20 protein-coding genes are annotated in these 26,985 nt (G+C 50.3%); 4 read left to right on the forward strand and 16 right to left on the reverse strand.

All coding sequences use genetic code 11. The annotated features are described in order from the left end of the window. The first annotated feature begins 11 nt into the window (after positions 1–11). From ACESTD_RS04040 to ACESTD_RS04050, 3 genes are all read left to right on the forward strand, one after another. On the forward strand, positions 12–1,025 hold the full coding sequence (locus tag ACESTD_RS04040; protein WP_057088574.1) for a DUF4435 domain-containing protein: 1,014 nt from the start codon (positions 12–14) through the stop codon (positions 1,023–1,025). Positions 1,026–1,052: 27 nt separating this feature from the next. Further along, positions 1,053–2,330 carry a mechanosensitive ion channel family protein gene (locus tag ACESTD_RS04045; RefSeq protein ID WP_057253156.1) on the forward strand — a complete coding sequence of 426 codons (1,278 nt, stop codon included), beginning with the start codon at positions 1,053–1,055 and terminating at the stop codon, positions 2,328–2,330. Between the two features lie 335 nt (positions 2,331–2,665). Continuing rightward, complete coding sequence (locus ACESTD_RS04050; RefSeq protein ID WP_005835201.1) at positions 2,666–3,091, forward strand: hypothetical protein; 426 nt, start codon at positions 2,666–2,668, stop codon at positions 3,089–3,091. Positions 3,092–3,211: 120 nt separating this feature from the next. Here ACESTD_RS04050 and ACESTD_RS04055 read toward each other — a convergent pair whose 3' ends face one another. Together ACESTD_RS04055 and ACESTD_RS04060 are read right to left on the reverse strand one after the other, a co-directional pair. After that, positions 3,212–4,393, reverse strand: coding sequence for a hypothetical protein (locus ACESTD_RS04055; protein ID WP_005835206.1), 1,182 nt, complete (start codon positions 4,391–4,393; stop codon positions 3,212–3,214). Between the two features lie 118 nt (positions 4,394–4,511). Next, a complete protein-coding gene (locus ACESTD_RS04060; RefSeq protein ID WP_120151702.1) occupies positions 4,512–7,217 on the reverse strand; it encodes a TonB-dependent receptor in 2,706 nt (901 codons plus the stop codon). A gap of 234 nt (positions 7,218–7,451) precedes the next feature. On the opposite strand from ACESTD_RS04060, the gene ACESTD_RS04065 reads away from it, so the two are divergent. Further along, positions 7,452–10,235 (forward strand): ATP-binding protein, encoded by a 2,784-nt coding sequence (locus tag ACESTD_RS04065; RefSeq protein WP_373158674.1) that lies wholly within the window; start codon positions 7,452–7,454, stop codon positions 10,233–10,235. A gap of 135 nt (positions 10,236–10,370) precedes the next feature. Here the strand turns inward: ACESTD_RS04065 and ACESTD_RS04070 are convergent, their stop codons facing one another. From ACESTD_RS04070 to dxs, 14 genes are all read right to left on the reverse strand, one after another. Beyond that, entirely contained in the window at positions 10,371–11,810 is a 1,440-nt protein-coding gene (locus tag ACESTD_RS04070; protein WP_151853240.1) for an NADH-quinone oxidoreductase subunit N, read from the reverse strand. A gap of 121 nt (positions 11,811–11,931) precedes the next feature. Beyond that, positions 11,932–13,416, reverse strand: a complete 1,485-nt coding sequence (locus tag ACESTD_RS04075; protein WP_138297986.1) for a NuoM family protein — start codon at positions 13,414–13,416, stop codon at positions 11,932–11,934. 51 nt (positions 13,417–13,467) lie between these two features. Next, the gene (nuoL, locus tag ACESTD_RS04080; RefSeq protein ID WP_373158673.1) at positions 13,468–15,381 is read right to left on the reverse strand and encodes an NADH-quinone oxidoreductase subunit L; all 1,914 of its coding nucleotides are present in this window, start codon (positions 15,379–15,381) and stop codon (positions 13,468–13,470) included. 58 nt (positions 15,382–15,439) lie between these two features. Then, entirely contained in the window at positions 15,440–15,748 is a 309-nt protein-coding gene (gene nuoK, locus ACESTD_RS04085; protein ID WP_005823972.1) for an NADH-quinone oxidoreductase subunit NuoK, read from the reverse strand. A 5-nt stretch (positions 15,749–15,753) separates the two neighbouring features. Further along, positions 15,754–16,266, reverse strand: coding sequence for an NADH-quinone oxidoreductase subunit J (locus tag ACESTD_RS04090; protein ID WP_005823970.1), 513 nt, complete (start codon positions 16,264–16,266; stop codon positions 15,754–15,756). 30 nt (positions 16,267–16,296) lie between these two features. Beyond that, positions 16,297–16,800, reverse strand: coding sequence for a 4Fe-4S binding protein (locus tag ACESTD_RS04095; protein ID WP_005835213.1), 504 nt, complete (start codon positions 16,798–16,800; stop codon positions 16,297–16,299). 57 nt (positions 16,801–16,857) lie between these two features. After that, entirely contained in the window at positions 16,858–17,934 is a 1,077-nt protein-coding gene (gene nuoH / locus ACESTD_RS04100; RefSeq protein WP_009037156.1) for an NADH-quinone oxidoreductase subunit NuoH, read from the reverse strand. A gap of 140 nt (positions 17,935–18,074) precedes the next feature. Then, positions 18,075–19,664: an NADH-quinone oxidoreductase subunit D gene (locus ACESTD_RS04105; RefSeq protein WP_008665629.1), complete on the reverse strand. Its 1,590-nt coding sequence runs from the start codon at positions 19,662–19,664 to the stop codon at positions 18,075–18,077. A 15-nt stretch (positions 19,665–19,679) separates the two neighbouring features. Then, positions 19,680–20,261, reverse strand: a complete 582-nt coding sequence (locus ACESTD_RS04110) for an NADH-quinone oxidoreductase subunit B (RefSeq protein WP_005823959.1) — start codon at positions 20,259–20,261, stop codon at positions 19,680–19,682. Next, the gene (locus ACESTD_RS04115) at positions 20,252–20,602 is read right to left on the reverse strand and encodes an NADH-quinone oxidoreductase subunit A (protein WP_005823956.1); all 351 of its coding nucleotides are present in this window, start codon (positions 20,600–20,602) and stop codon (positions 20,252–20,254) included. Before ACESTD_RS04115 ends, ACESTD_RS04110 begins: the two co-directional genes overlap by 10 nt. A gap of 111 nt (positions 20,603–20,713) precedes the next feature. Beyond that, positions 20,714–21,085 carry a hypothetical protein gene (locus ACESTD_RS04120; protein ID WP_005823953.1) on the reverse strand — a complete coding sequence of 124 codons (372 nt, stop codon included), beginning with the start codon at positions 21,083–21,085 and terminating at the stop codon, positions 20,714–20,716. A gap of 103 nt (positions 21,086–21,188) precedes the next feature. Beyond that, positions 21,189–22,640, reverse strand: coding sequence for a TrkH family potassium uptake protein (locus ACESTD_RS04125; RefSeq protein WP_373158672.1), 1,452 nt, complete (start codon positions 22,638–22,640; stop codon positions 21,189–21,191). Positions 22,641–22,661: 21 nt separating this feature from the next. Then, positions 22,662–24,002 (reverse strand): Trk system potassium transporter TrkA, encoded by a 1,341-nt coding sequence (trkA, locus tag ACESTD_RS04130; protein WP_005835221.1) that lies wholly within the window; start codon positions 24,000–24,002, stop codon positions 22,662–22,664. Positions 24,003–24,068: 66 nt separating this feature from the next. Further along, positions 24,069–25,973, reverse strand: a complete 1,905-nt coding sequence (gene dxs / locus ACESTD_RS04135; RefSeq protein WP_373158671.1) for a 1-deoxy-D-xylulose-5-phosphate synthase — start codon at positions 25,971–25,973, stop codon at positions 24,069–24,071. Between the last annotated feature and the right edge of the window lie 1,012 nt (positions 25,974–26,985).

Consider the following 26,985-nt stretch of genomic DNA (forward strand, 5'->3'; position numbering starts at 1 on the left):
TTCCTACCCAAGTGCCCACTTCCCTAAGACATAACCTTACTTCCGCCTATCTGGATGCCGCCCGCAAGTTGTCCCCCAAGAGAGCACGCAGGCGCATAGTGGCGTATGTGGAAAGCTATGACGACATCGCTTTCTGGCGGACGCTGCTGTCTGAGTTCGAGAATGAGGAACGTTATTTTCAAGTGATGCTTCCCTCGGCCACCTCCCTGGCAAAGGGCAAGAAGATGGTGCTGATGAATACGTTGAACACATCGGAACTGGGGCGCAGCCTGATAGCGTGTGTAGACAGCGACTACGACTTCCTGCTGCAAGGTGCCACCAAGGTGTCGCATAAGATAAACAAGAATCCCTATATCTTCCAGACTTATGGCTATGCCATCGAGAACTTCCACTGCTTTGCCGACAGTCTGCATGAAGTCTGTGTGCAGGCCACGCTGAACGACCGGCATATCCTGGACTTCCCCGCTTTTCTGAAGCGTTATTCTCAGATTGCCTATCCGCTGTTTCTGTGGAATGTCTGGTTCTACCGCCAGCACGACACACACACTTTCCCGATGTACGACTTCAACGCCTGCGTGCGCCTGCAGGAGATAAACCTGCGTCATCCTTACCGTAGTCTGGACGAGATGCAAAAGACGGTGTCGGCAAAGCTGTCCGAACTGCAAGCCCGTTTCCCCCGCTACATCGACCGGGTGGAGCAGCTGGGCACGGAGTTGGAACGTTTGGGACTGACTCCGGACAATACCTATCTTTATATCCAAGGACACCATATCATGGATTGTGTAGTGCTGAAAATCCTTATCCCGGTATGTACGGTGCTGCGTCGTGAACGCGAGCAGGAGATAAAGCGCCTGGCAGAGCATAACGAACAGTTCCGCAACGAACTGACGGGGTATGAGAACAGTCAGGTCAATGTATCCGTGATGCTGAAAAAAAACAGCGGCTACAAGAACCTTTATCTTTATCAGTGGTTGAAAGAAGATATCATGGAGTTCCTTGAGCGGGAGGAGCAGTCGCGTAGATAAGATTGCCGTTATGATAAACATACGATTATGGAGATATTGAAGAAGATAGACGACCTTTTAATCGGGTGGGGCATATCCCCTTCCCGTGCCGACATGTTCGACCAGTTCATAGCCTTTGCACTGATACTTGCCGTTGCTTTTCTGGCGGATGCCCTATGCCGGAAAATTCTGCTGAAAGTAGTGGCACAACTGGTGAAGAAGACCAAAGCTACATGGGACGACATCGTATTCGACCGCAAAGTGATGGTGCACCTCAGCCGCATGGTGGCTCCCGTCATCATCTATCTGTTTGTCCCATTGGCATTTGTCGAAGTCGGTTCATCGGCAATGGATTTTATCCGGCGTATCTGCCTTATTTACATCATCATTACTTTCCTGAGTTTCGTCAACTCGTTCCTGAAGGCTGTTTACAGTGTATACAGTGAGAAGGAGCAATTTCGTGACCGCCCTTTAAAGGGGATGTTGCAAACTATGCAAGTCATCCTATGGCTGGTGGGCGGCATTGTGGTCGTGGGCGAACTGATAGGCCGCGACCCGCTTTCGCTGCTTGCCGGATTGGGTGCTTCGGCAGCCATCCTGATGCTGGTATTCAAGGATTCCATTATGGGCTTTGTCTCCGGTGTGCAGCTTTCGGCCAACGACATGCTGAAGGTGGGCGACTGGATTGAGATGCCCAAGTACGGTGCCAACGGTACGGTGATAGAGGTAACGTTGAACACCGTAAAAGTGCGCAACTGGGACAATACCATTACCACCATCCCTCCTTACCTGCTTGTCAGCGACTCCTTCCAGAACTGGCGCGGCATGCGCGAGAGCGGTGGGCGGCGAGTGAAGCGCAGTATCAATATCGACATGACCAGCGTCCGTTTCTGCACCCCGGAGATGCTGGCAAAATATCGCAAGATACAGCTACTGAAAGATTATGTGGAGCAGACGGAGGAAGTGATTGAAAAGTACAATGTGGAAAACGGCATCGATAACTCCATCCTCGTCAACGGACGCCGCCAGACCAATCTGGGGGTGTTCCGGGCGTATCTGACGGCTTATTTGAAAAGTCTTCCCGACGTAAATCAGGAACTGACCTGCATGGTGCGCCAACTCCAGCCTACCGACCGCGGTATCCCGATAGAACTTTATTTCTTCTGTGCGCTGAAGGATTGGGTGCCCTATGAAGGGGTGCAGGCGGATGTGTTCGACCATGTGCTGGCAATCATCCCCGAATTCGATTTGCAGGTATTCCAGTCTCCGTCCGGCAGAGATTTCCAGCGGGTACTGCCTGCTGCTTCCGAAGAAAAAGGAGCTTGATTCCGACCATCAAAAAGGCCTATATCTATTGTATTTCTCATAGGGAGTCATTACCTTTGAACCCTATACTGAAAGGTCAGAACATCCCCATCTTTTCTCCCAAAACATCCCCATGTTTTGGGGTATTACATCCGGGTGTTTTGGGTGAAAACATCCCCATGTTTTGGGGCAATACATCCGGGTGTTTTAGGTATTCAGTCATATAGTGAAAGGTATTCGGTCACGGAGTCTTTACCGTAAGGTATAGGCTTTGTGTATGCAAGTTGTAGGTGTGCCTCGCGTCGGGCGGGAATATCTTTCGTTTTTTACGAACCTAATTATAAAGAAAGATTGGTATGTCAATGAATTATGTGGTCCGCAAGAAGGTGGACAAGAGTGGAGACAAGGAAGTGGTGCGCTACTACGCGGCGTCAAAAGTGCTTCAGCCGGAACCGGTGAGCAATGACGAACTGGCCAAGAGGCTGGCTTTTGTCAGCTCCCTGCAGGTGGGCGATGCCCAGTCCGTGCTGGTGCAACTGCCGGATATTATAGCGGACTATCTGGCCAGTGGACGCACGGTGAACATCAAGGGACTTGGAAACTTTTTTCCCTCCATCACCAGCGAACCGGTGGAACGGATAGAGGACTGTACGGCAGATAAAGTGCGCATTTCGCGTATCTGCTTCAGGGCGGCAGGCAGTTTCATGCAGCGCGTTTGCCGTCATCTGGACTTGTTCAGCTTTCAGGTTCAGGAATTGAAGAAGGAGCTGAAGAAGAAGTAAACGGTACTTTTAGTTTCTTTCTTGAAACAGCGCGTACCCCTTGAAGCCGGAAGGCATTCGAGGGGCACGCTGTTGAAGAAGTTGTGTGTTTTTTTATAGCCTTGCGAGTGCTTCTTTTTTTTACTTCACCCAGCTTCCGTTCATCCAGCTGCATTCTTTCCTGATGTCCTCGAAAGAGCTGTAGCTCAGGTTGGCGTCCACCTTGTTGCTTGTCACGGCGATGAAGTCGGCATGGGTGTAGATGCCTTCTTTGCTGCTCAGCTCGGAGGTGAGGGTGATGTTGGTCAGCTTGGAGGTGCCGTTCTTCAGGGCGTTTTCGGTAAGGGCGGTTTCCACGGTCAGGGGCTGGCCTTTGCCGCATACCTTGGCGTTGTCTATTTCCACTTCCGTGCCGGCACGCAGACGGATGCCTTGCTTGCTGCCGCCGTTGCCGACGAGGATGAGGTTCTTCAATACGGGGTGGGCAACGGGAGTGGCGGCGTTGTTGCTGCCGTTGTTGTCGCACTCCATCAGGCAGTCGCAGTCGTAGCCCAGTGTGGATTTGTCCTCTTGGTAAGCCACGAGGTTGGTGCCTTTGCCGTTCCAGCCTTCGGTCCAGTCGAAGGAGTCGTCGCTACAGCTTACGGCTACGAGGTTGCTCACGTTTACCGAGCCGCCGAAGAACTCAAAGCCGTCGTCGGAACCTTTGTAGGCTTGGCAGTGGTCCACGATGGTACCGTTGCCTACGCCGTAGAAAGAGATACCGTTGGCTTCGTGCTCTTCATCGAAGGCAAAGCCGGTGTATTCCAGGCGAATGTATTGCAGCGTGCCCGAGTTGTCGGCATCATCGTTGCCGCCGTAAACGGCGCCGCCTATTTCAGAACTTCCCTTGCCGCCTTCGGCATTGGTGTGGGCGCGTCCGCAGATGTGTATGCCTCCCCATGCGCCCGGCTCTTCTTTTTCGCTGGTCATTACGATGGGTTTGTCCGGCGTGCCTACGGCGTTGATTTTACCGCCCTGCTTCACGAGGATGTAGTCTGCGATGTCATCGTAGACGGCGATAATCTTCACGCCTTCCTCTATGTGGAGCGTGGCACCTTCTTCTACGATGTATTCGCCGCTCAGCTTGTAGGTGTTTCCGGCAGCCAGGGTCACGTCGGAGGTGATGGTACCTTTCAGTATCGTACCGTTTTCGATTTCATTGCCGTTTCCGTTGCCGCCGTTGCCGTCATTGTCGTTGTTGTCGTCGCTGCTGCAAGCGGTGAGGATAGACATTCCGGCTACAAAGGCCAGAGAGTAGAATTTCCATTTCATTGCTTTCATAATTCAATTGTTTTAGTTATTATATTCAATTCATCTGTCTGTCATTCAGATTGATTCTTTTAGAGCTTGTTTGTCAAAGAGTGTTCTCCGTCCCCCTTCAGGGGGAGGGCGGGGGACTTTATAGGTTGTAGCTTATTCCCACCTCAAAGTTCGTTCCCTTGTGGTAGCGTTCCACTTCCATCTCCTGCCCCGTGGTGGGCACATCTTGCTTGAAGATGACATCGCGGTTCAGCAGGTCGTTCACTTGCAGCTTCAGGTTGAAGTGCTTGTTCAGGCTATATCCGGCGCTGAAGTTCAACGTGTGCAGCGTCTGTTGCGTGACATCGCCCAGGCCCGACACGCCTACCGCATGGATGCGGCTGCCTTGCAGGTTGTAGAGCAGGGCGAGGTTGAGCTGCCTGTCTTCGCCGAAGCGGGGCGAGTAGGTGAGGTCGGCATTGGCAAGTATGGGCGATGCGCCTTGCAGCGAACGTTCCTTGTTGGTGTAGGCACCGCTTTGGGGCAGCTTCACGTTGGTGTACATGTAGCTGATGTTGGTACCCAGGCGCAGGTCTTTGACGAGCCGTTTGCGCATCTCCAGCTCCACGCCGGCAGCCATGCCGTTGTCGGCATTCTTGAAGCTGTGCAGCGTGGCGCCGCCCTGCAGGTCTTGGATGCGTTCGATAGGGCTGTCTAGGTATTTGAAGTAGCCGGTCACGGAGAGCATGTCGCCGTCCTTGCCGAAGCGTTCGTAACGCAGGTCGAAGTTGTAGTTGTAGCCGTTCTGCAACTCTTCGTTACCGCGGATTTGTGCCGAACCGTAGGACTCTTGGTAGAGGAAGGGTGCCATCTCGATGAACGAGGGACGGGTGACGGTGCGCGAGGCAGAGAAGCGGATGCTGTTGGCGGGGTTCACCGCATATTTCAGGTTCAGGGCGGGGAAGAGGTCGTTCTTGTCTAAATTGCGCCGACGGGAGTACCAGTCGCCGCCGTCGCTGGCGTAGCGCACCCATTGCTTGCTCATTTCGTAGCGCAGGCCGAGGTTCACCAGGAGGGCTTCGGTGGGATAGAAGTCGGTCAGCAGGTAGGCGGAGTAGATTTCGTTTCCGGCGCGGTAGCTGTCTTTGGGCTGCATCACACGCTGTACCATGATTTGTCCGTCGGCAATGTTCTGCTGGTTGAGGAAGCCGTCGGTGTTGTAGATGTCGGTGATGACGGGGTCCAGCTTGTTCAGGTTGTAGTAGAAGCGGGTAGCGCTGTAGTCGCGGTTCTTGTCCTTGTAGTTGAAGCCGAGCTTGAGGTGGCTGGTGTCGTTCCACTTCCAGCGCATGGCGAGGTTGGCGTTCCACTCTTCTTCGTCCAGGCTGCCGAAGTAGCGCATGGTCTCTTGGCGGTTCAGCTTGAAGAGCCTGAGGCTGCCGTCGTTGTCCTTGACGTACATCACTTGGCGGCGGTCGGGTTCTTCGCTACCGGTCTTGCTGTACGAGCCTCCCCAGGTCAGTTGCCACCTGTCGCTCTCGCCGAAGTTATGGATTCCGTTCAGTTGATGGTTTTGCAGGGTGTATATGTGCATGATGTTGTTGCTGCCGGTCAGCTCGTGTCCTTCGGCATCAGTACCTTCGCGGCGCTGGTAGGTGTCGATGGCGTTGCGGGCGTAGAAGAAAGTGTAGCCTATGCGGTCGCTCCGGCGCAGGGTGTAGCCCAGGTAGCCGAGGGCGGCGAGCTTCAGTTCCTGCGCAAAGCTGTCGTAGGAGAAGTCGTCCTGCACGGTGCCGGTGGCCTCGAGTGTCTTGTAGAAGGCATCTTCCATGTTTTGGTAGCCGTTGCTGGCGCTGAAGGAGGCGAGCAGGCTGAGTGTCTGGTTGCCTATACCGAAGTTCTTGCCGAAGCCGAGGTTCCCGCCCAGTTCGGGCAACGAACTCTTCTTGCCGGCGCTGAAGGAGGTATCGAAGATATTGCGGGTCTTCACGTATTTGTCAAACTCCATCAGGGGCATGCCGAGGGCGGCTGCGTCCACTCCGGGTGTCTTCAGGAGCGAGCCGCTGCGGTCCATCTGATAGCGGTCTTTGCCTAAGGTGTTGAACTTCCCGCCCGTGTTGAGGCTCAGTTGGAAGAAATCTTGCGGTATGTTTTCTTTGGTGCTGATGTTGATGTGCGCACCGCTGTAGTCGGCAAAGGCGGCTGCGTCATACACCTTGCTGACGGTGATGTTCTGTACGGTGGACGAGGGGAACAGGTCGAGCGGCACCAGCTTGTTGTCCGGGTTGGGCGAGGCGATGGGCAGTCCGTTCAGCGTGGTGGTGCTGTAGCGGTCGCCCAGTCCGCGGACGATAAGTTGTCCGGCGCTGGCGATGGAGATGCCCGTTATTTTCTTTACTCCTTCTTCCACATTGCCGATGCCTTTGAGGGACATCTCTTTGGAACCGAGGTTCTCGATGGCGAGGGTCGCTTTTTGCCGTTCCATCTGCAAGGCGCGTTCGCCCTCAAGGTTCTTCTTGGCGGTGACCTGCACTTCGCCCAGGGTTTGCGTGTCCGGCTCCATGTCGAAGTTCAGCACGGTTTCGCCCTTTATCTCTACGGCATTTATCGTCATGTCTTTGTAGCCGATGTAACGGACGGTGAGGGTATAGGTTCCGTTTTTCAGCTCCAGTGTATAGTTACCATCCAAATCGGCGACGGCGCCTTGTGCCGTTCCGCTCACTTGCACGGTGGCTCCCGTCAGCGGTTCTTTGGTTTGTCGGTCGGTGATTGTCCCTTTGATGGTTCCCGCCGTGGCAGCCATGACGGAAAGTGTGAGGAATAAAATAAGGAAGAAAATCTTTCCCAAGTCTAATTTCATGCTCATCTCTTTTCTTTGTACGTTTTTTAATCCGCTGCAAAGATGAGGCAATGACATTACACCGGTGATACATGGCACATACGTTTCATTTTCAAATTTATTACGATTCGGTTACCGCACATTCTTCCGGATTGTTTGTTATCCTTATATATAGGCTGCTTGGGACGAAAAAGGTTTCTAATGGTTGCTTATTAGAGTTTTATGGCTATTTTTGTATCTCAAACCAATATTGATAAATATATGGCTGTTCATCGTGACGATAGTGAACATTTCCGGCGCCTTTCCATTCTTGGCCGGATAGGTTGGTGGGAGGCTGATTTTTCTTCAAGGCAGTATCTCTGCTCCGAATATGTCTGTAAGTTGTTAGGCTTGGAAGGGGAATACCTGAGCTTTGAGGATTTCGGTAAAATGATACGCGAAGACTATCGGACGCGTATCAGCCGGGAGTTCCTTGCCATTCAGAATATGGAGGTCTATGAACAGACGTTTCCTATCTATTCTACTGAAGGAGTGGTCTGGGTCTACTCGCGCGTGGGGTATAAGGAGCATTTGCCGGATGGTACGTTGAAGGCTTTCGGAGTGTTGCAGCGCGTAGAGATGCCGAAGGAGGAAGCTGCGAAGCAGGCTTTGCAAAGAGTGAACAATTTGCTTTATCGGCAGACCTCAATATCCCATTCCTTATTCCGTTTCCTGAAAGACGAGGATATCAGTGCGGGCATTTACGACATACTGAAAGATATTCTCGATTTCTTTCGCGGCGGGCGTGTCTATATATTCCAATACGATGAGAAGTGCCGGTACCAGAGCTGCACATACGAGGTGGTGGCTCCGGGAGTGGCTCCTGAGAAAGAAATGCTTCAGGGAGTCCAGGCTGACAGCTTGCCGTGGTGGACGTCACAGATTATGGCACAAAAGCCCGTTCTGCTGGAAACGCTGGGGCAACTGCCGGAGCACGCTTACGCCGAATATGAAATTCTGGCGAGACAGAATATAAAGTCCTTGATGGTAACTCCGCTGGTTGCCAATGACCAGGTGTGGGGATATATGGGCATTGATTTGGTGGACCGTACCCGAATGTGGACTAACGAGGATTACCAATGGTTTAGTTCGTTGGCAAATGTCATCAGCATTTGCATAGAGTTGCGCAAAACGAAGGATGAGGCTGTGCGTGAACGTACTTTCCTCAGCAATTTGTTCCGCTATATGCCTTTGGGGTATGTGCGGATGTCCATTGTCTGTGATGAAAAGGACAATCCCTACGGGTATTATGTGACAGATGCGAATTCTATCTTTGCCGATTTTCTGGGAAAACCCGCGTCGACGTTTATCGGCAAGACTGCCTCGTCTTTTTCAAGGGAGGCGGCCCCCAGACTGGAATATCTGCTTGATATAGTGAACACCGGGACACATAAGGAAATGGACATGTGTTTTGAGCTCACCAACAAGCACTGCCACGTGGTGATATACTCTCCGGAAAAGAATGAAGTGGTGGCGTTATTCCTCGATACGACAGACTCGGTACAGACTCATCTGGCTTTGGACCATAGCGAAAAACTGTTCAAGAATATCTTTGCCAATATACCGGCCGGGGTGGAAATCTATGACAAAGACGGATTCCTGGTAGACATCAACAATAAGGATATGGAGATATTCGGGGTCCGTGACAAACAGGATGTCATTGGAGTGAACTTATTCGAGAACCCGAATGTGTCCGCCCAATTGGCAGAACGTATACAGACCGAGGATATGGTCGACTTCCGCCTGAATTATGCTTTCGACCGGACTGAAGGGTATTACTCCACTTCCAAACAGCCGAAGGATGTGATACATCTTTATACGAAAGTGAGCAAGGTGTATGACAGTAAAGGTAACTTTACCGGCTATGCCATGATTAACATCGACAATACGGAACGGATTGATGCCATGAGCCGTATCTGTGATTTCGAGAATTTCTTCCTGCTTATATCGGATTATGCGAAGGTAGGTTATGCCAAGCTGAACCTGCTCGACCGGAAAGGCTATGCCATCAAGCAATGGTATAAGAATATGGGAGAGGACGAGAATACCCAATTGGCAGATGTCGTGGGAATATACAGCAAGATGTACCCCAGTGACCGCAGGAGGATGCTTGATTTCTTCAGTAAGGCCCGTGTGGGCGAAGCCAAACATTTCCAGGGAGAGATGCGCATTGAGCGTCCGGGCGAAAAGGGAAAATGGAACTGGGTACGTACCAATGTGGTTGTCAATCTGTTCGAACCGGAGAACGGACAAATAGAGCTGATAGGCGTCAACTATGACATTACGGAATTGAAGGAGACGGAGGCTATGCTGATTGAAGCCAAGGAGAAGGCAGAAACCGCCGACCGTCTGAAGAGTGCCTTCCTTGCCAATATGAGTCATGAGATACGTACGCCCCTGAATGCGATTGTCGGTTTCTCCAGTCTGATGGGAGAGACCGGGGACATGGAGGAAAAAAGGCAGTATATGGCGATTATCGAAGAAAACAATGACCTGCTGTTGCAGCTGATTTCCGACATACTGGATTTGTCCAAGATAGAGGCCGGGACATTTGACTTTGTGGAAAAAGAGCTGGACGTGAACGTACTATGTGAGGACATTGTGCGCTTCATGAAGATGAAGGCTAAACCGGGTGTGGAAGTTCTCTTCGACCATCATCTGCCGGAATGCCGGATTGTCAGTGACCGTAACCGTTTGAATCAGGTCATAGCCAACTTTGTCAACAATGCCATCAAGTTCACCACTGCGGGAAGTATACGTGTAGGATATGATAAGGTGGATGAAACTCATTTGCGTTTTTATGTGGCCGATACGGGCCTTGGCATTGAGCCGGAAATGCAGGCTCAGATATTCGACCGTTTTATAAAGCTGAATACGTTTGTGCATGGCACCGGCCTGGGGCTTTCTATCAGCAAGAGCATTATAGAGCAGTTGGGTGGCACAATCGGTGTGGACAGTGAACCGGGGAAAGGCTCATGCTTTTGGTTTGTGCTGCCGATTGTATAGTATGGAAATGTGCTAAAATACACACTCACCACAAATTATGCAGATTAACACAACTCAAAGCTCTTGATTATCAGAACTTCTAAAGATAATTTGTGCCAATCTGCGTAATTTGTGGTAAGTGATGATACCCTCCGGTTATAATCCGAATGAGAACTTATCGATGGATTGATATACCACACTTGCAATACTCAGTACCACAATACCCAGCGTGCAAATGGCCAGGCTGGCACGTGTATAGTTGTCACTGCGGAATGCTGCAATCGGCTCGTCGCTCTTGTTGATGTACATTGCCTTTACAATCTTCAGATAGTAATAAAGCGAGATGATTGTATTGATAAGGGCAATGAATACCAGCAGATGGAAGCCGCCTTCGAAAGCTGCCGCGAAGATGAAGAACTTCGAGAAGAAGCCCGCAAACGGCGGGATGCCTGCCAGAGAGAACAGTGCCAGTGTCATCAGGAACGCCAACTTCGGATTAGTGGTATACAGCCCGTTATAGTCTTCAAGTGTGAACTTGCCTGCCCGCAGTGCCACAATCGTGATAACGGTAAATACGGTAAGATTGGCAAACATATATATCAGCACGTAGTATACCAGCGACGTCATACCTTGTGCGCTTCCGCTGATGACACCCAGCATGATGTAACCTGCTTGCGAGATACTGGAGAAAGCCATCAACCGCTTCAGGTTCTGCTGGCGTAGGGCGAAGAGGTTGGCAATTGTGATGGAGGCGATGATAACCCAGTACAGCACTTCCTGCCATTGTTCCACCATTGGAGCGAATACCTTGATGAGAATAGCCATCAGCACGAAAGCGGCAGAGCCTTTAGAGATGACACTCAGATAGGCTGTCACCGTGCTTGGAGCACCTTCGTAAACGTCTGCTGTCCAAAGATGGAAAGGCACCAGTGATATTTTGAATCCCATGCCGGAGAAGAAGAATACGAATGCCATAATCTGCAACGGGTCGCCGGTGAGGCGTGCCGGTATGTCGGCAAAGTAGAGAGTGCCTACCGTACCGTAAATCAAAGATAATCCGTATAGCAGCAATCCGCTGGAGAACAGTGCCGTGAGAATATATTTGGCACCTGCCTCGGCAGAGTGGTGGCGGTATTTGTCGAAGGCAACCAGGGCTGCCATCGGGATGCTTGCCGTCTCCAGTCCGATGAAGAACATCAGGAAGTGTCCGGCGGAAATCATGAAGTACATACCCAGCAGGGTGGAAAGTGTCAGAATGTAGAACTCACCTTGTTTGATGGCAGTGTCCGGACGGCGCATCCATTCGTGGGCCATCAGGAATACAATCAGTGTACCTATACTGAGAATGGATTTCACGATGCTCTGTATCGGCTGGTTGTGATACATGCCGCCAAAGGCATCGGCCACAGGACCGGGGACGATGGTGATAAGTGTATGTATGGTCAGCAGAACAACTGGCAGCATTGTGTTCAGCACCGGTTTGCCGTCATTCTTGTGTGCATCCGGACTCATGAAGAGGTCGGCGACAAAAAGGATGACGATGACCAATATCAGCGAAAGCTCTTCTTTGAGCAGGAGGAATTGGGAATAATCCATATCTATTTACGATTTTACGATTTACGATTTACGATTGAAATTACTCTTGGGATTTACGATTTTACGATTTACGATTGAGGTTACTCTTGGGATTTACAAGTCATTTATCAATCGTAAATCGTCAAATCGTAAATAAATCAGTTATTGGCAGCACGCTGTCTCCAATCATGCCGCTAATCCACCATGGTGCCATACCGAGGGCGGCAACGCATGCGATGAGGATGATGACCGCTGTACGTTCGTCCCAGGTTGCATCGCTCAAGGTGAGGTGATGCTTGTTAGTGCAGGTGCCATAGAGAATCTTTCCTACCAGTCGCAGGATATAGACTGCCGTAATCACGATGGAGCTGCATGCAATGACCGTCCACACGCGGTGGAACGTATCGGGATGCTGGAACGAACCGGTGAAGATGGTCATTTCGGCAATGAAACCGCTGAGTCCGGGCAGTCCCAGATTGGCAAGACCGGCGATTACATAGCAGACAGCCAGAAAAGGCATAATCTTCATCAGACCGGAGAGTTCGCGGACGTCACGCGTATGGGTACGTCCGTATATCATACCGATAAGGGCGAAGAACAAGGCTGTCATCAGTCCGTGAGAGAGCATCTGCAGAACAGCACCCGTGCAAGCTGTCTGGTTCATCATCAGGATGGCGAACAACACCAGGCCGCAATGGCTGACGGAAGAGTAGGCATTGATATACTTCAAGTCGGTTTGTACACAAGCGGAGAATGCACCGTATACCACGGAGATTCCGGTAAGAACCAGGAATATCCATCCCAGTTCTTGTGCAGCTTCGGGCATCAGGTACATGGCTATGCGGAAACATCCGTAACCTCCCAGTTTCATCAATACACCGGCATGGAGCATGGATACGGCAGTCGGTGCGGAGGCGTGACCGTCGGGGCTCCATGTGTGGAACGGGAACAGAGCGCCCAGCACACCGAAACCGAGGAAGGTGAGCGGGAACCAGATACGTTGCTGTTCGATGGGAATATTGTGCATCTGTGCTATTTCCAATAGGTTCATAGAGGTGGCTCCGGCACCGTAGTAGATACCCAGGATACCGATAAGCAGGAAGGCGGAGCCGCCCATCAGCATCAGTGTCAGCTTCATGGCGGAGTACTCCTTGCGTCCCGACCCCCATACACCGATAAGCAGATACATGGGAATGAGGGCAACCTCGTAGAACATGAACATGGTGAACAGGTCTATCGAGATGAAGAACCCGAACACACCGATGGAGAGGAAGGTGAACCAAAGGAAATATTCTTTAGTCAGCGGTTGCAGCCTCCAGGAGGCGAATGTTCCGGTAAAGACAATGATGGCCGAAAGCAGCAGCATGGCTACCGAAATACCGTCTACTCCTACCGAATAGTGGATGTTGAGTGCAGGATACCAGACCATGTCGGCACGGAACAGCATTTCATCCGTGGCACCAGCGTGGCGTGCATTGAGGTACATCACGGTCAATGCTGCAGAAAGAACCAGCAGAGCCGATGCACCGGTCACCATCACCGCGCGTATTTGTACGATGTTGCGGCTGAGCCAAAGACCCAGCAACATCAGCAAGGGGATGAGTACGAATAATGATAAAAAGTTCATCTTTATATTTACGATTTAACGATTTACGATTTACGATTGAAAAATCTCGGGTTATAGCAATAGTAGCAGTATCAGTGCCAGCGTGCCCAGCAGGAATACAAATGTATATTGCTGGATGCGTCCGCTTTGCAGGCCGCGTATCTCTTCACTGGTAGCTTCAGCCCCCCAGGCAAGGAAGTTGAAGAAACCGTCGACCACGTGGCGGTCCCACCATGCAATGGGGTGGCAGATGCAGCCGAAGATGATGCGGTGGGTGATGAACTGGTAGACCTCGTCCAGATAGAAGCGGTGGTAAGCTGCTGTCCACAAGCCTTTGAAACGGTGTGCCAATGTATCGGCAACGGGTTGCCGGCTACCTGCATAGATGTAGGTGGCAATGGCTATGGAAACCACCGCTACGGCGATACTTGTACCTGCCACACTCCAATCCAGATGGATGTTATATGCTTCACCGTTGGAACTGATGAAGTGTCCGAAAGGAATGAAACCGGCAACTATCGTAACCACAGCAAGGAGCATCAGGGGCAGGGTCATCGCCAGAGGACTCTCGTGGGGGTGAGGCATGTGGCTGTCGCCCCCATCGCTTGCCGACTTTTGTCCCGGCTCAGAGCCGGCCCAAAAGATACCATAATAAAGACGGAACATATAGAATGCTGTCATACCTGCAATCACTGTCATAATCCATCCCATGATGGGGCTGAACTGGAAGCATGCCGTCAGGATTTCATCTTTGGAGAAGAATCCGGAGAACGGAGGAATACCTGCAATGGCAAGGCAGGCGATGAGGAACGTGATATGTGTAATGGGCATATACTTCCGCAGTCCGCCCATGGCAGACATCTCGTTGCTGTGTACGGCATGGATGATGCTACCCGCTCCGAGGAACAGCAATGCCTTGAACATGGCGTGTGTGAACAAGTGGAACATGCCTGCCATGTAGCCCAGTCCCCCTTCGTGTGGGTTGGCTGATGTACATACACCCAGCGCCACCATCATGAAACCGATTTGGGAGATGGTGGAGAATGCCAGTACACGCTTGATGTCACTCTGCACACATGCCACACTGGCGGCATAGAATGCCGTGAAGGCTCCTACGTATGCCACGATGTGCAGCACGCTGGGAGCATATTCTATGAACAACGGGAACATGCGTGCCACCAGATAGACACCTGCAACCACCATCGTGGCGGCATGAATCAGTGCACTGACCGGCGTAGGACCTTCCATGGCATCGGGCAGCCAGATGTGCAACGGGAACATGGCACTCTTTCCGGCACCACCGATGAACATCAGTCCCAAGGCAAGCGGAATCATTGCCGCACCGCCCTTTGCCAGCGCCATCTCATTAGGGCTGAAGGTGTATGTACCGGCATAATACCCATAGACGAGGATACCTATAAGGAATCCCAGGTCAGCAAAACGGGTCACGATAAAAGCCTTCTTCGAAGCGGCAATAGCCGCCGGCTTCGTATAATAGAAACCAATCAGCAGATAGGAGGACACGCCCACCAACTCCCAGAACAGATACATCTGGAAGATATTCGTTGCTACTACCAGTCCGAGCATGGACATGGTGAAGAGCGACAGGAAGGCGTAGTAACGCTGGAAACCGCGTTCGCCCTTCATGTAGCCGAAAGAGTATATGTGTACCAGCAGCGAAACGGTACTGATGACCACGAGCATCATAACCGAAATCGGGTCGAGTAGGATACCCATGTCGATACTGAGGCTTTCTGTGAAAGGCAGCCATTTGAAGTTATAGGGCATTAGCGCCTCGTACGTACCATCGGCAAGGCGGGGAGCGCTGAAGTACATTCCTGCGGTGAGATAGGAAAGCACTGCGACCACACTCAGTGCCGCAGTTCCGATAAGGCCGGCAGTGTGGTGTGACATCCATTTACCTCCAAGTCCCAGAGCGAGGAAAGAGAGGAAAGGGAGTAGAAGGATTAATATTGTATATTCCATATATACTATGTTTATCAATTATTACTATTCAAGAAACATCGCTTGGCGATTCTTGCTCTTACCACTTCATCTCATCCAGTTTGTTCACCTGGATACTGCGGATGTTACGGTAGATGTTAATCATGATGGCAATGGCTACAGCCGTTTCGGCCGCCGAGATGGCGATGGAGAATAAAGAGAAGAAATATCCTTCCAGTCCTCCGGGGAATAGGAAACGGTTGAACACCGCAAAGTTGATGTCCGTGGCATTCAGAATCAGCTCGATGCTGATAAGTATCGCCAGCGTGTTGCGGCGGGTGAAGAACCCATAGATGCCTGCGAAAAACATGATAGCCGAAACTATCAGATAATATTCCATGTGTATCATAATTCTTATCTTTTACGTGCTATTAATAATCCACCTACGATACATGCCAATAACAAGATGCTGACAGCTTCGAAGGGAAGCAGATAACCATACTTGTCACCGCTCAGCATGTGGTGACCGATGGTCTTGATGTTGACCTCCAAAGGTTCCACGTCGGTGGTGGCAATGAACTTATGCTTCAAAGTGATGAATACTACGATGATGGCACCGCCCACGGTGGCACCCAGTCCGGCAAGGAACCTGCTACGCTTTAACTTCTCGATGACATCGCCTTCGCCACTGGTAAGCAGTATGGAGAAGACGTAGAGCACTACGATACCGCCGGCATAGACCATAATCTGCACGGAACCGAGGAAGGTGTAACCCAGCAGAAAGTAGATGCCTGCCGTACCGAAAAGCACGAACAGCAGGTAGGTGGCCGAGCGCACCATGCGGTGGGTCGTTACCGTCAAGATGGAAAATACGGTGATAAAGGCCGCAAGGAAGTAGAATACTACTGTTTCAAGAGTTATTTCCATGTTGTTTAATTACAAGTTACTATTAACGAATTACTTTGTTGTCTCTTCTTTGGGAGCAGCGGGTTTCTTTTTTTCTTCTACATGGCTGCCCGGACGGTTCAGCGTCATGACCAGTTTCGTGCGGTCAAACACTGCATGCTCAAAATCCTGGTCGAACGTGATGGCATCGTGAGGGCAGGCATTCACACAGAGTTGGCAGAACATGCACGAACCGAGGTCGTATTCGTACTTAACCAATATCTTCTTTTTCTTGCCGTCTTCCGTTTCAACCATCTCGCCGGTCACCTTGATAGTGTCGTTGGGACAAGCCATCTGGCACAAACCGCAAGCTACACACCGATGTTCATTTTTATCATTATGGGGCATGGTCAGCGTGCCACGGAAACGGTCGGAGAGTTTCAATGTCGAGCGGTTTTCCGGATATTGTTCGGTAGTCTTTCGTCGGCAGAATACGGTCATGGTTGTCTTCATACCCGTCAGCAGAGAAGTGACGCCGTGTATGAGTCCGCCGATATAAGAGTTCTTTTCTTTCATTACTTTTGCCTTTATTAAAATTATCCGCAAGGAAATCTTGCTCCGGCGCTACGCCGGTTAGAAATGCAATTTAAATACTACAATTAATACCATCAAAATCAAGTTCACCATAGAGATGGGTACCAGGTACTTCCACTCCAGATTCAGAATCTGGTCAATACGCAGGCGGGGGAAGGTCCACTTTATCCACATCAGCAGGAAGACTACGAAGAAGGCCTTTCCGAAGAACCATACAAATCCCGGAATGTAATCCATCACTGCGTTGAAGCCGTCCAGGCCTACGATGTGTAGCGGCATCCAGCCTCCCAGGAAGATGGTGGCTGCCACGGAGGCTACGATAAACAGATTCAAATATTCTGCCAGATAGAAGAATCCGAAGCCCATACCGCTGTATTCCGTATGGTATCCGGCAGTCAACTCGCTTTCGGCTTCGGGCAAGTCGAAGGGACCGCGGTTGGTTTCCGCATTTCCGGCAATGAGGTAGATGATGAAGGCTATCAATGCAGGGATATGTCCCTTGAAGATGAACCAGCCGTCAGCTTGTCCTTCTACTATTTCGGAGAACTGCATGGTTCCCATCAACACTACCATTGTCAGTATGCTCAATCCGCAGGACAACTCGTAGCTGATAATCTGCGCACCGCTTCGCATGGCTCCAATCAGCGAGAATTTATTGTTGGAACTCCAGCCTGCCAGCAGGATACCCACTACGCCGATACTCGATGCAGCCAGCAGGAAGAACACTCCTACATTGAAGTCCAATACCTCCAATCCCTTGTTGATGGGCAGGCAGGCAAATGTCAGGAAAGAAGCGATGATTACCATGAACGGTGCCAGATTGTAGAGGAACCGGTCAGAGAATTTCAAATCAATGATTTCCTTTGTCAACATCTTGATGACGTCGCAGGGCACTTGGAGCAATCCCCATTTCCCCACGCGCATCGGACCGAGGCGGCATTGGAAGAAGGCGCATATTTTACGCTCCATGTAAATCAGGATGATGGCAAGCACGGCATACATCAAGATGATGCATACGCCAATCACCACGCATTCGAGGAATATTGCCAGACCTTCCGGCATCAGGGAAGTCAGCATCTGGTGTATCCAGTTGGTTACTATACTAAAGTCAAACACGTTGTTCATTTACTATTTACAATTTACTATTTACAATTTACGAGGCGCTTTTTGATTTACAATTCACAATGTACAATTTATAATTTGGCTGCGCTGTAATTCCGCATGGTAAATTGTAAATTGTCAAATCGTAAATCCTTTTATCTGTCAATATCTGGTACTACATAATCCAATGTTCCGCCAATGGCAATAAGGTCGGCGATTTTAGCTCCGCGGCAAATCGTATTTACGGTCGATACCAATGGCAAGCCCGTACTGCGGAAATGCAGGCGGTAAGGCATCTTGTCGCCGTGGCTTTCGAGGAAGACGCCGAACTCACCGCGGCTACCTTCTACGGCTGCATAATAAGTGCCTTCCGGTACGCGGATAATAGGTTTCATCTTTTCCTGGTAGGCTCCTTCCGGGATGTTGTCTATCAGTTGCTCGATAATCTTCAGGCTCTCCAGAATTTCATCCATACGGATAAGGTAGCGTGCCCATGAATCGCCTTCGGTGCGGATGATTTCTTTAAAGTCCACCTTGTCATATACGGCATATGGCATACGCTTACGCACGTCGCAGGCCCATCCGCTGGCGCGTCCGGTGCCTCCGGTAGCTCCAAAGGCGATGGCATCTTCCCGTGAGAGTATACCCACACCTTTCAGACGTTGCTGGGCAATGATGTTCCCGGTGAATACGTCGTGATATTCGTGTAGGATACCGCGGAGGTAGGGGATAAACTCCTTCACTTTCTTTACGAAGCCGGGAGCAATGTCTGCCTGCACGCCACCGATGGTGTTGTAGTTCATGATGAGGCGTCCGCCGCAAGTTTCCTCAAAGATGTCGAGTATCTTTTCGCGGTCGCGGAAACCGTAGAAGAAGGCCGTTAATGCACCCAGGTCCATAGCAAGACAAGAATAGAACAGCAGGTGAGAGTCTATTCGCTGCAACTCGTCCATGATGGTACGTATGTACTGCACGCGTTCGCTTACTTCCACGCCCATTGCCTTTTCGATACACATGCACAAGGCATGGCGGTTCTGGTGTGCGCCCAGGTAGTCCAGACGGTCGGTCAGAGCCAAGGTCTGCGGATAGGTCAGGCTTTCGCACATCTTCTCGATACCCCGGTGGATGTAGCCGCAGTTGGCATCAATCTTGTCGATGATTTCACCCTCCAATGATACACGGAAGCGCATTACGCCGTGGGTGGCCGGATGTTGGGGACCGATGTTCACCACATATTCCTCATCACCGAAAAGTTGCATCTCCTTATTCTTGATGCTACCGTCGGGATTCAGCTCCAATTCCATGGTAGTGTCCACCGTTTCTTCGTTGTCCATACGCAACGGATTATCTTTTTCCGGCTCATTGTCTTTACGCATGGGATAGCCTACCCAGTCATTGCGCAGATAGAGTCGGCGCATATCCGGATGACCGATGAAAACGATGCCGTAAAAGTCGTAGACTTCGCGCTCGTTGAAATCCGCAGCTTTCCAGATATCGCTGACGGAAGGAAGTTCGGGATGTTCCCGGTTTAGAGTGGCGGTGCGTACCGCTATCCGTTCGCCGGTAACAGTAGATTCCAACAGATAGACTACACCGAGTCCGCGGGGGGTGTCCGGTGCGTCTTTCTCGTCGGGTATTCCCCAATCCATACCGCTGAGGCATTCCAGGAAGTCCATTTGTTTCTCTTTCCGCAGACGCAGCATTTCGTCGTGCAGGACTGAGGGCTCTATGTATTTTATTTCCATATTTTTAAGTACTGATTAGTGGTTCTCTTCTTTTCTGTTTACTCCACCGAAGTATTTCTCTATTTTCACTTTACGCTGCAATTGCATCATGCCGTAGTAGAATGCTTCCGGACGCGGAGGGCAACCGGGAATGTAGACATCCACCGGCAGAATCTTGTCCACACCGTTCACCACGTGATAGGATTTCTTGAACGGGCCTCCGCTGACGGCACAGCCGCCTACGGCTACTACATATTTCGGATCGGCCATCTGGTCGTAAAGACGTTTCAGAACGGGAGCCATCTTGTTGGTTATTGTTCCGCAAACCATAATCATGTCTGCCTGGCGCGGACTGGCACGGGCTACCTCGAACCCGAAGCGCGCCATATCGTAGCGGGCTGCGCCGAGGGCCATGAATTCGATACCGCAACAGCTGGTTGCAAACGTAAGAGGCCACAGTGAGTTGCTGCGTCCCCAGTTGACGAAATCGTCCAGTACGCCAAGGGCGACATTGGCGCCTCCGGCATTAAGTTCCCGAACCAGTTTCTCCAACGTTTCGTTGTCTGTAAACTCCTCATAAGGGATAGATTTAATTTTCGGTTTCTTTGTTACTTCCATTCCAAAGCTCCTTTCCTCCAGGCATAAGCAAGGCCCAGAATCAATATAATCAGGAAAAATAAAACACTGAAAAGTCCTGCCACGCCAAGTTCGCGGGTGATGACTGCCCAAGGGAACAGAAATACCGTTTCCACTTCGAACATCAGGAACAAGATGGCAAACAGATAGTAACCTACCCGGAATTGCATCCACGATTTACCGCGGGTAGGGATACCACACTCGTACGGCTCCATCTTCTGTGCATTGTACGAACGGGGTGCTATCGCATTGGAGAGCGCGATGACGATACCCACGAAAGCGATTGCCGTCAATAAGACGACCACTAACAAAGTAAAGTTCATAAACCTGATAAGATTTTAGATATATAATAATAGATACATCGCACCGGAGGACAAAACCTCTGATTTGTTGTCCGGCGAGGTCAGGGGCAAGCGTCTGCGCTTGCAGGCCTTCTAAATGATAATCTTTCTTAGCCCGAACACGTAATAATTCGCGTCGGGTACGGGATGAGGAGACAGATTCAACAAACGGTCGCATTCCGGTGCATAGGCATGCTGCTGCATCTTGTAGATGTACATGCGCAGGAGTACGCTTTTGTTGGTTGGTACTTGCGTATGGTCCACATGTTCTATGCAGAGGGAGTTTGGTGAAAACAAGTCGTAGAACTTCTGGACTGCTTGTTGGGTGGTAGGAGCTTGTGACAGCGTACAGCATTCTGCTTGTCGGGTGGCAGGAACGCACAAAATATCTGCAGCTCCGGTTGCACTGTCGTGCAATAGGGCTGCAAAGATTATGATTAAACAGTATTTAATGCATTGCTTCATACCACAATTCTCTCTTTCAAGGACGCAAAGATATAATAAGTATTGTTCAATTTGCTATCCCCGCATAACAAAAAATGATTATTTTTACACTTTTTATCCTAAATCAATTCCGTTTCCAGAAATCCGGTGTGAAAAGCAGCAGTACGGTAAATAACTCAAGACGACCCAGAAGCATTAAAAAGGATAACAGCCATTTAGCTGCATCGGGCAGGGCATTCCACGAATAGGCAGGTCCGGTTTCACCCAATCCGGGTCCCATATTACCGATACTGGAAATGACGCAGCCCATTGATTCTTCAGCCCCGACACCCATAGTCATCATGAGCAGTGTGCCGATGACTATAATGGAGATATAAATAAAACAAAAGGCCAGTACGGTGGAGACAATGGAGGGAGAGATTACCTGCTTGTTTATCCGTACCGGAAGTATGGCATTGGGGTGTAGGATGTGTTTGAACTCGTTTCGTGAGACTTTGGTAAGAATTACCATACGTATACACTTCAAGCCTCCGGTGGTACTGCCTGCACACGCTCCCATCAGCATGATGATGGTAAGCAGCCCCCACAAGACGGGTGTCCATTGCATATAGTCATCTGTCGCAAAACCGGTGGAGGTCTGGAGGGAGATTACCTGGAACAAGGATTTGCGGAAGGATTCTTCCATCCCCATGGGACTGGTATAGTAAAGCACGATGGCTATGACGGCAGTGAAGAGCACAACTGAACCGAAATAGAATTTCAGCTCGGCATTGCCGATGAACTTCTTGAATTTCCGGTTGACGAACAATAATAGCAAGGTGAAGTTGATGCCGGAGATAAACATGAAAATGGAGATGACATATTCTATATAAGGAGATTTGTAGTAGGCAACGCTGGCCTGCTTGGTGGAGAAGCCACCGGTACCGGTAGTGGCAAATGCATGGCAGATACTGTCGAACCAGTCCATACCTCCAAGCATCAGCAGGCCGACAAGCAGAGCGGTTATGCCGGCATAGATACTCCAAATCCATTTGGCGGTGATACCGATACGGGGATGAACCTTGTCATGTGTAGGGCCGCTTGCCTCGGCGGTGAACACCTGCAGGCCACTGACTCCGAAGATGGGAAGCACTGCAATGGTGAACATGATGATTCCCAAGCCGCCAATCCACTGTGTCATACTGCGCCAGAACAGTATTCCATGAGGAAGTGACTCGATGTCGTCCAAGATGGTGGCACCCGTACTGCTGAAACCGGACATGGTTTCGAAGAATGCATTGGCAATGTCGGGTATGTATCCACCTATATAGAAAGGCAGCATTCCGAAAAGAGAGAATGCCACCCAGGCAAAGCTGACCAGTACATATCCGTCACGGCGCGTCAGTTGCCGTTCACCTCCCTTGCCGAGAGCCGCCAGCAATAAGCCTACCCCTGCTGTGATGCCTCCTGCTTTCCAGAAGTCGAGCATATCGCTTTCTCTGTAGTAGAAGGACACGCCCGAACAGACCAGAAACATGACTGTTTCCAGCAATAGCAGAATACCGATAATCCGTATGATTGTCTTGAAGTTAATCATTTACCAACTACTCATTCTCAATTAGTTAAAGTATTTTTCGATTTTCTTAATCATCATGTTCAGGCAGAATACCACTACATGGTCACCCGGCTGTATCAGGGTGTTACCCATAACCACAACGCCTTCCCCCTGGCGGATAAGTCCGCCGATGGTGGCTCCTTTCGGGAGGCCGAGGTCTTTTACCGGATGTTTGGTAATCTTCGAGCCAGCCTTAACGGTAAACTCCGCTACATCGGCATTGGCAAAGGTCAGGCATTTCACGTTGCTGACGTCCGCATCCAGCATCATCTGGTAGATGTGGCTGGCAGCAATCATCTTTTTGTTGATGACGGTGCCGATGTCAAGGCTTTCGGCCATGCCTATGTAGTCGATGTTCTCCACTTCCGCTACGGTTTTGCTGACTCCCATGCGTTTGGCGGCAAGGCAGGCCAGGATATTAGTCTCCGAGTTGCCGGTCAAGGCAACGAAGGCTTCCGTATTTTTCAGTCCCTCTTCCACAAGCAGGTCCATATCCCGTCCGTCGCCATTGATAATCATGGTACGGTCGTCAAGCAGCTCGGTCAGGCGGTTGCAGCGGTTCAGGTCGTTGTCCACGATTTTCACCTGCATGTAGTCCGGGACATATTGGGCGGTTCGTACGGCAATCCGGCTTCCACCCATAATCATCACGTTGCGCACATCGGCATAATCTTCCTTGCCGGCTATTTTGCGGATGTAGGGGACGTATTTTCGTGTGGTGGTGAAGTATACGATGTCATGTAGCTTGATGGTATCGTCACCACGGGGAATCAGTGTTTCGCTTCCCCGTTTGATGGCTACCACGTGATAGGGCAGCTCCGGTCCGCCCAACTCATGGAGGGGGATGTTCAGTATCTCGGCTTTTTCGCGCATCTTGGTGCCTATCAGTATCAAGGCTCCTCCGCAGAATTCCCACCATTGGCGTACCCAGCTCATGCGGATGGAGGACACGATTTCCTTGGCGGCAAGCATTTCCGGGTAGATGAGTGAGTCGACACCCAGCTTCTGGAAAAATTCCTTGTTTTTGGGCAGCAGGTATTCGTAGTTGTCAATACGGGCTACGGTCTTCTGTGCTCCCAGATTGTTGGCAAGCATGCATGCGGTCATGTTCCGGCTTTCATCGGGGGTGACGGCTATGAACAAGTCGGCTTCTCCCACTCCCACTTCTTTCAAGCCTTTTATGGAGGTAGGGGAGGCTGTAGCCGTCATCAAGTCGAAGTTGGAGTTCAGTGTGCTCAACTTCTCTTCGTTGTCGTCCATCAGAATGATGTCCTGCTTCTCGCGGGACAGCAATTTGGCCAAGTGTGTGCCTACTGCGCCGGCACCTGCAATAATTATTTTCACTTTTAATTCGTTGATAGTTGATAATTAATAGTTGACCTATGGGGTAAATGTTCAAACTGTCAATTTTCAACTATCAATTATCAATTGATTATAGATTCCTTCTTCGTCCATTCCGCAAAGATGATGCAACTCTTGTATGGTGCCGTGTTCTATGAAGGCATCGGGTACACCGATACGTCTGATACGGGGAATATAGTCATTGTCCGCCATGAACTCCAGTACGGCACTGCCCATTCCTCCTTTTTTGACGCCGTCTTCTATGGTGACGACATGCTGGAAGTTGAGTCCCACCTCGTGCAGCAGGGCTTCGTCGAGCGGCTTGAGAAAACGCAGGTCGTAGTGGGCTATGGAGATTCCTTTGTCCTTCTCCGCACGCTCTATGGCACGTGCGGCCACGTTGCCTATGGGGCCGAGGGTGATGACTGCCAGGTCTTTGCCTTCTTTCAGTCTGCGCCCTTTGCCTACGGGGATTTCTTCCAGCGGACATTTCCAATCCAGCAATACGCCGCGTCCGCGGGGATAGCGGATGACGAACGGACCTTGGTCCGGCAACTGTGCCGTGTACATCAGGCGGCGCAATTCATGTTCGTCCATCGGTGAAGATATGGTCAGGTTGGGAATCGGACGGAAATAGGCCAGGTCGAAAACTCCGTGGTGTGTCGGTCCGTCTTCTCCTACCAGTCCGGCGCGGTCCAGGCAAAGTACGACGGGGAGGCGGAGCAGGGCGATGTCATGGATGACATTATCGTATGCCCGCTGCATGAAGGAGGAGTAGATGTTGCAGAAAGGTTGCATTCCTTCTTTAGCCATGCCGCCCGAGAAAGTGGCTGCATGCCCTTCGGCAATACCCACATCGAAGGCACGGTCGGGCATGGTGTCCATCAGCTTGTTCATGGAGCAGCCGGTGGGCATGGCGGGGGTTACTCCGACGATTTTCGGATTTTCCTTTGCCAGTTCTACCAGCGTTTCCCCAAACACGTCCTGGAAAAGCGGAGGCAAATTGCTGGTGTCCACCTTGAGGCGTTCTCCGGTTTCCGGATCGAACTTGCCCGGTGCATGCCAGATATCGGGATTCTTCTCGGCAGGTTCGAATCCTTTTCCTTTTACAGTGTGCAGATGCAGTATTTTCGGTCCCTGCATATCTTTAATGTCCCGTAGGACACGGGCTATGTTTTTCACATCGTGTCCGTTGATAGGGCCGAAGTAGCGGATGTTCATCCCTTCAAAGATATTCTGCTGCTGGGCGGCCATTGATTTCAGACTGTTGGCGAAGCGAATCAGCGCTTTGCGGCGGTCCTCGTTCAAAAGTCCCATTTTGAACAGCAGTCTGGATGTCTTGAAGCGCAGCTGGTTATAGCGGTTGCTGGTAGTCAAGTTGAAAAGGTACTGCTTCATGCCGCCTACACTTCTGTCTATCGACATATCATTGTCGTTGAGAATGATAAGAAGGTTGTTAGGGGTAGACGAAGCGTTGTTCAGTCCTTCGAAAGCCAGGCCGCCGCTCATGCTTCCATCACCGATGACGGCGACCACATGGCGGTCTTTCTCGCCTTTTTCGGCAGCGGCAACAGCCATGCCAAGAGCGGCGGAGATTGAATTTGACGCATGTCCGCAGGTGAATGTGTCATAATCGCTTTCCTCTGGTGAGGGAAAAGGACGAACTCCCTTGAATTTACGGTTGGTGGAGAATGCTTCACGGCGTCCGGTCAGTATCTTGTGCCCGTACGCCTGATGGCCTACATCCCAGACTATGCGGTCGTACGGAGTATTGAATACGTAGTGCAGGGCAACGGTCAGCTCTACCGTGCCCAGACTGGCTGCGAAATGTCCGGGGTTGCACGAAACCTCTTTTATAATGTCTTGCCTCAATTCTTTACAGACTTCAGGAAGCTCTTCTACGCTGAGTTGGCGTAAATCCTTGGGAAATGTAATGGTGTTAAGCAAGTTATATGTTGTTGGTTCTGTTCTCATTTCTAATCTGAAGATTACAAAATGCAAAAATAGCAAAAGAAAACGGATGGCGGGAAGTTTTAGAAGGAAAAAAAGCCTCTTTTGTTCACTTCTGTTTTTACTTTCTCTTTGCATACGCCACATTTCTCGTTCCGCCTGCCTATAGTTAAGGGAAAAGATGCCTGATATTAAATCGTTCCTCCATGGAGAAAATATTGTTCCATCCTGTAGAAAAAATCGTTCCACCATGGTGGAACGATTTTTTCTACATATAGGAATGATTTAGTGTTAGTAGACAAGGATATTAATCCTTCCAAAGATTGACTTTTATTCTCGCACGTGACCGTCTGTGATAAGAGCTGCTCTACACTTGATGTTTGTTGAAAAATGCAATTTTATAAATTATTTATTGCAACTTTTTAGAAGCTTTGGTTGTTGTTGATATAATATTATATATATTGCGAAGTGGAATATGTCCTGTTTATCAATATGTTATACAATTCTGAATTGTATGTGATGGTATTCTTGGTTGTAATATGTGTCGGAATGGGGTGTAGTCACGAATTGTTAAATGAATAAACAATGAATGATATGAAGAAAAAGCTTGACTTTAAAGTTTTGGCTATTATGGGCGTAGTGGTTTTTCCGCTTGCGGTTCTGATAGCGATCTGTTCAACCCGGAAAAGGCGGCAGCTAAGAAAGAGGCACAGTATGCATCGGCTTTTGTGCAGAGGTATGGAGAAATTGCAGTTGATCAGGATTGGGGATTTGGGGTAACACCGACAACGCGTGTTGCTAACACTAATAGCAATCAATGGAAAGATTTTACGGAAGTACCGGGGAGTGTTACGGCTACAGAAAAAGAAGTGGTTACGGAATGGTTTAAAACATATCGGAATCCACAATCCATTGGGGGGGATTGGACCGACTTTTTTGTTCAACATGTAAGTGGCTCACACTCTAATATGGATTTTTTGGTTGCGGCATCAGATGACCATATCAATAATTTTAATGCTACTGAGGGGGCTATAAT

It is taken from the genome of Bacteroides sp. AR20 (assembly GCF_964250605.1).
GTDB classification, from domain to species: Bacteria; Bacteroidota; Bacteroidia; order Bacteroidales; family Bacteroidaceae; genus Bacteroides; species Bacteroides uniformis.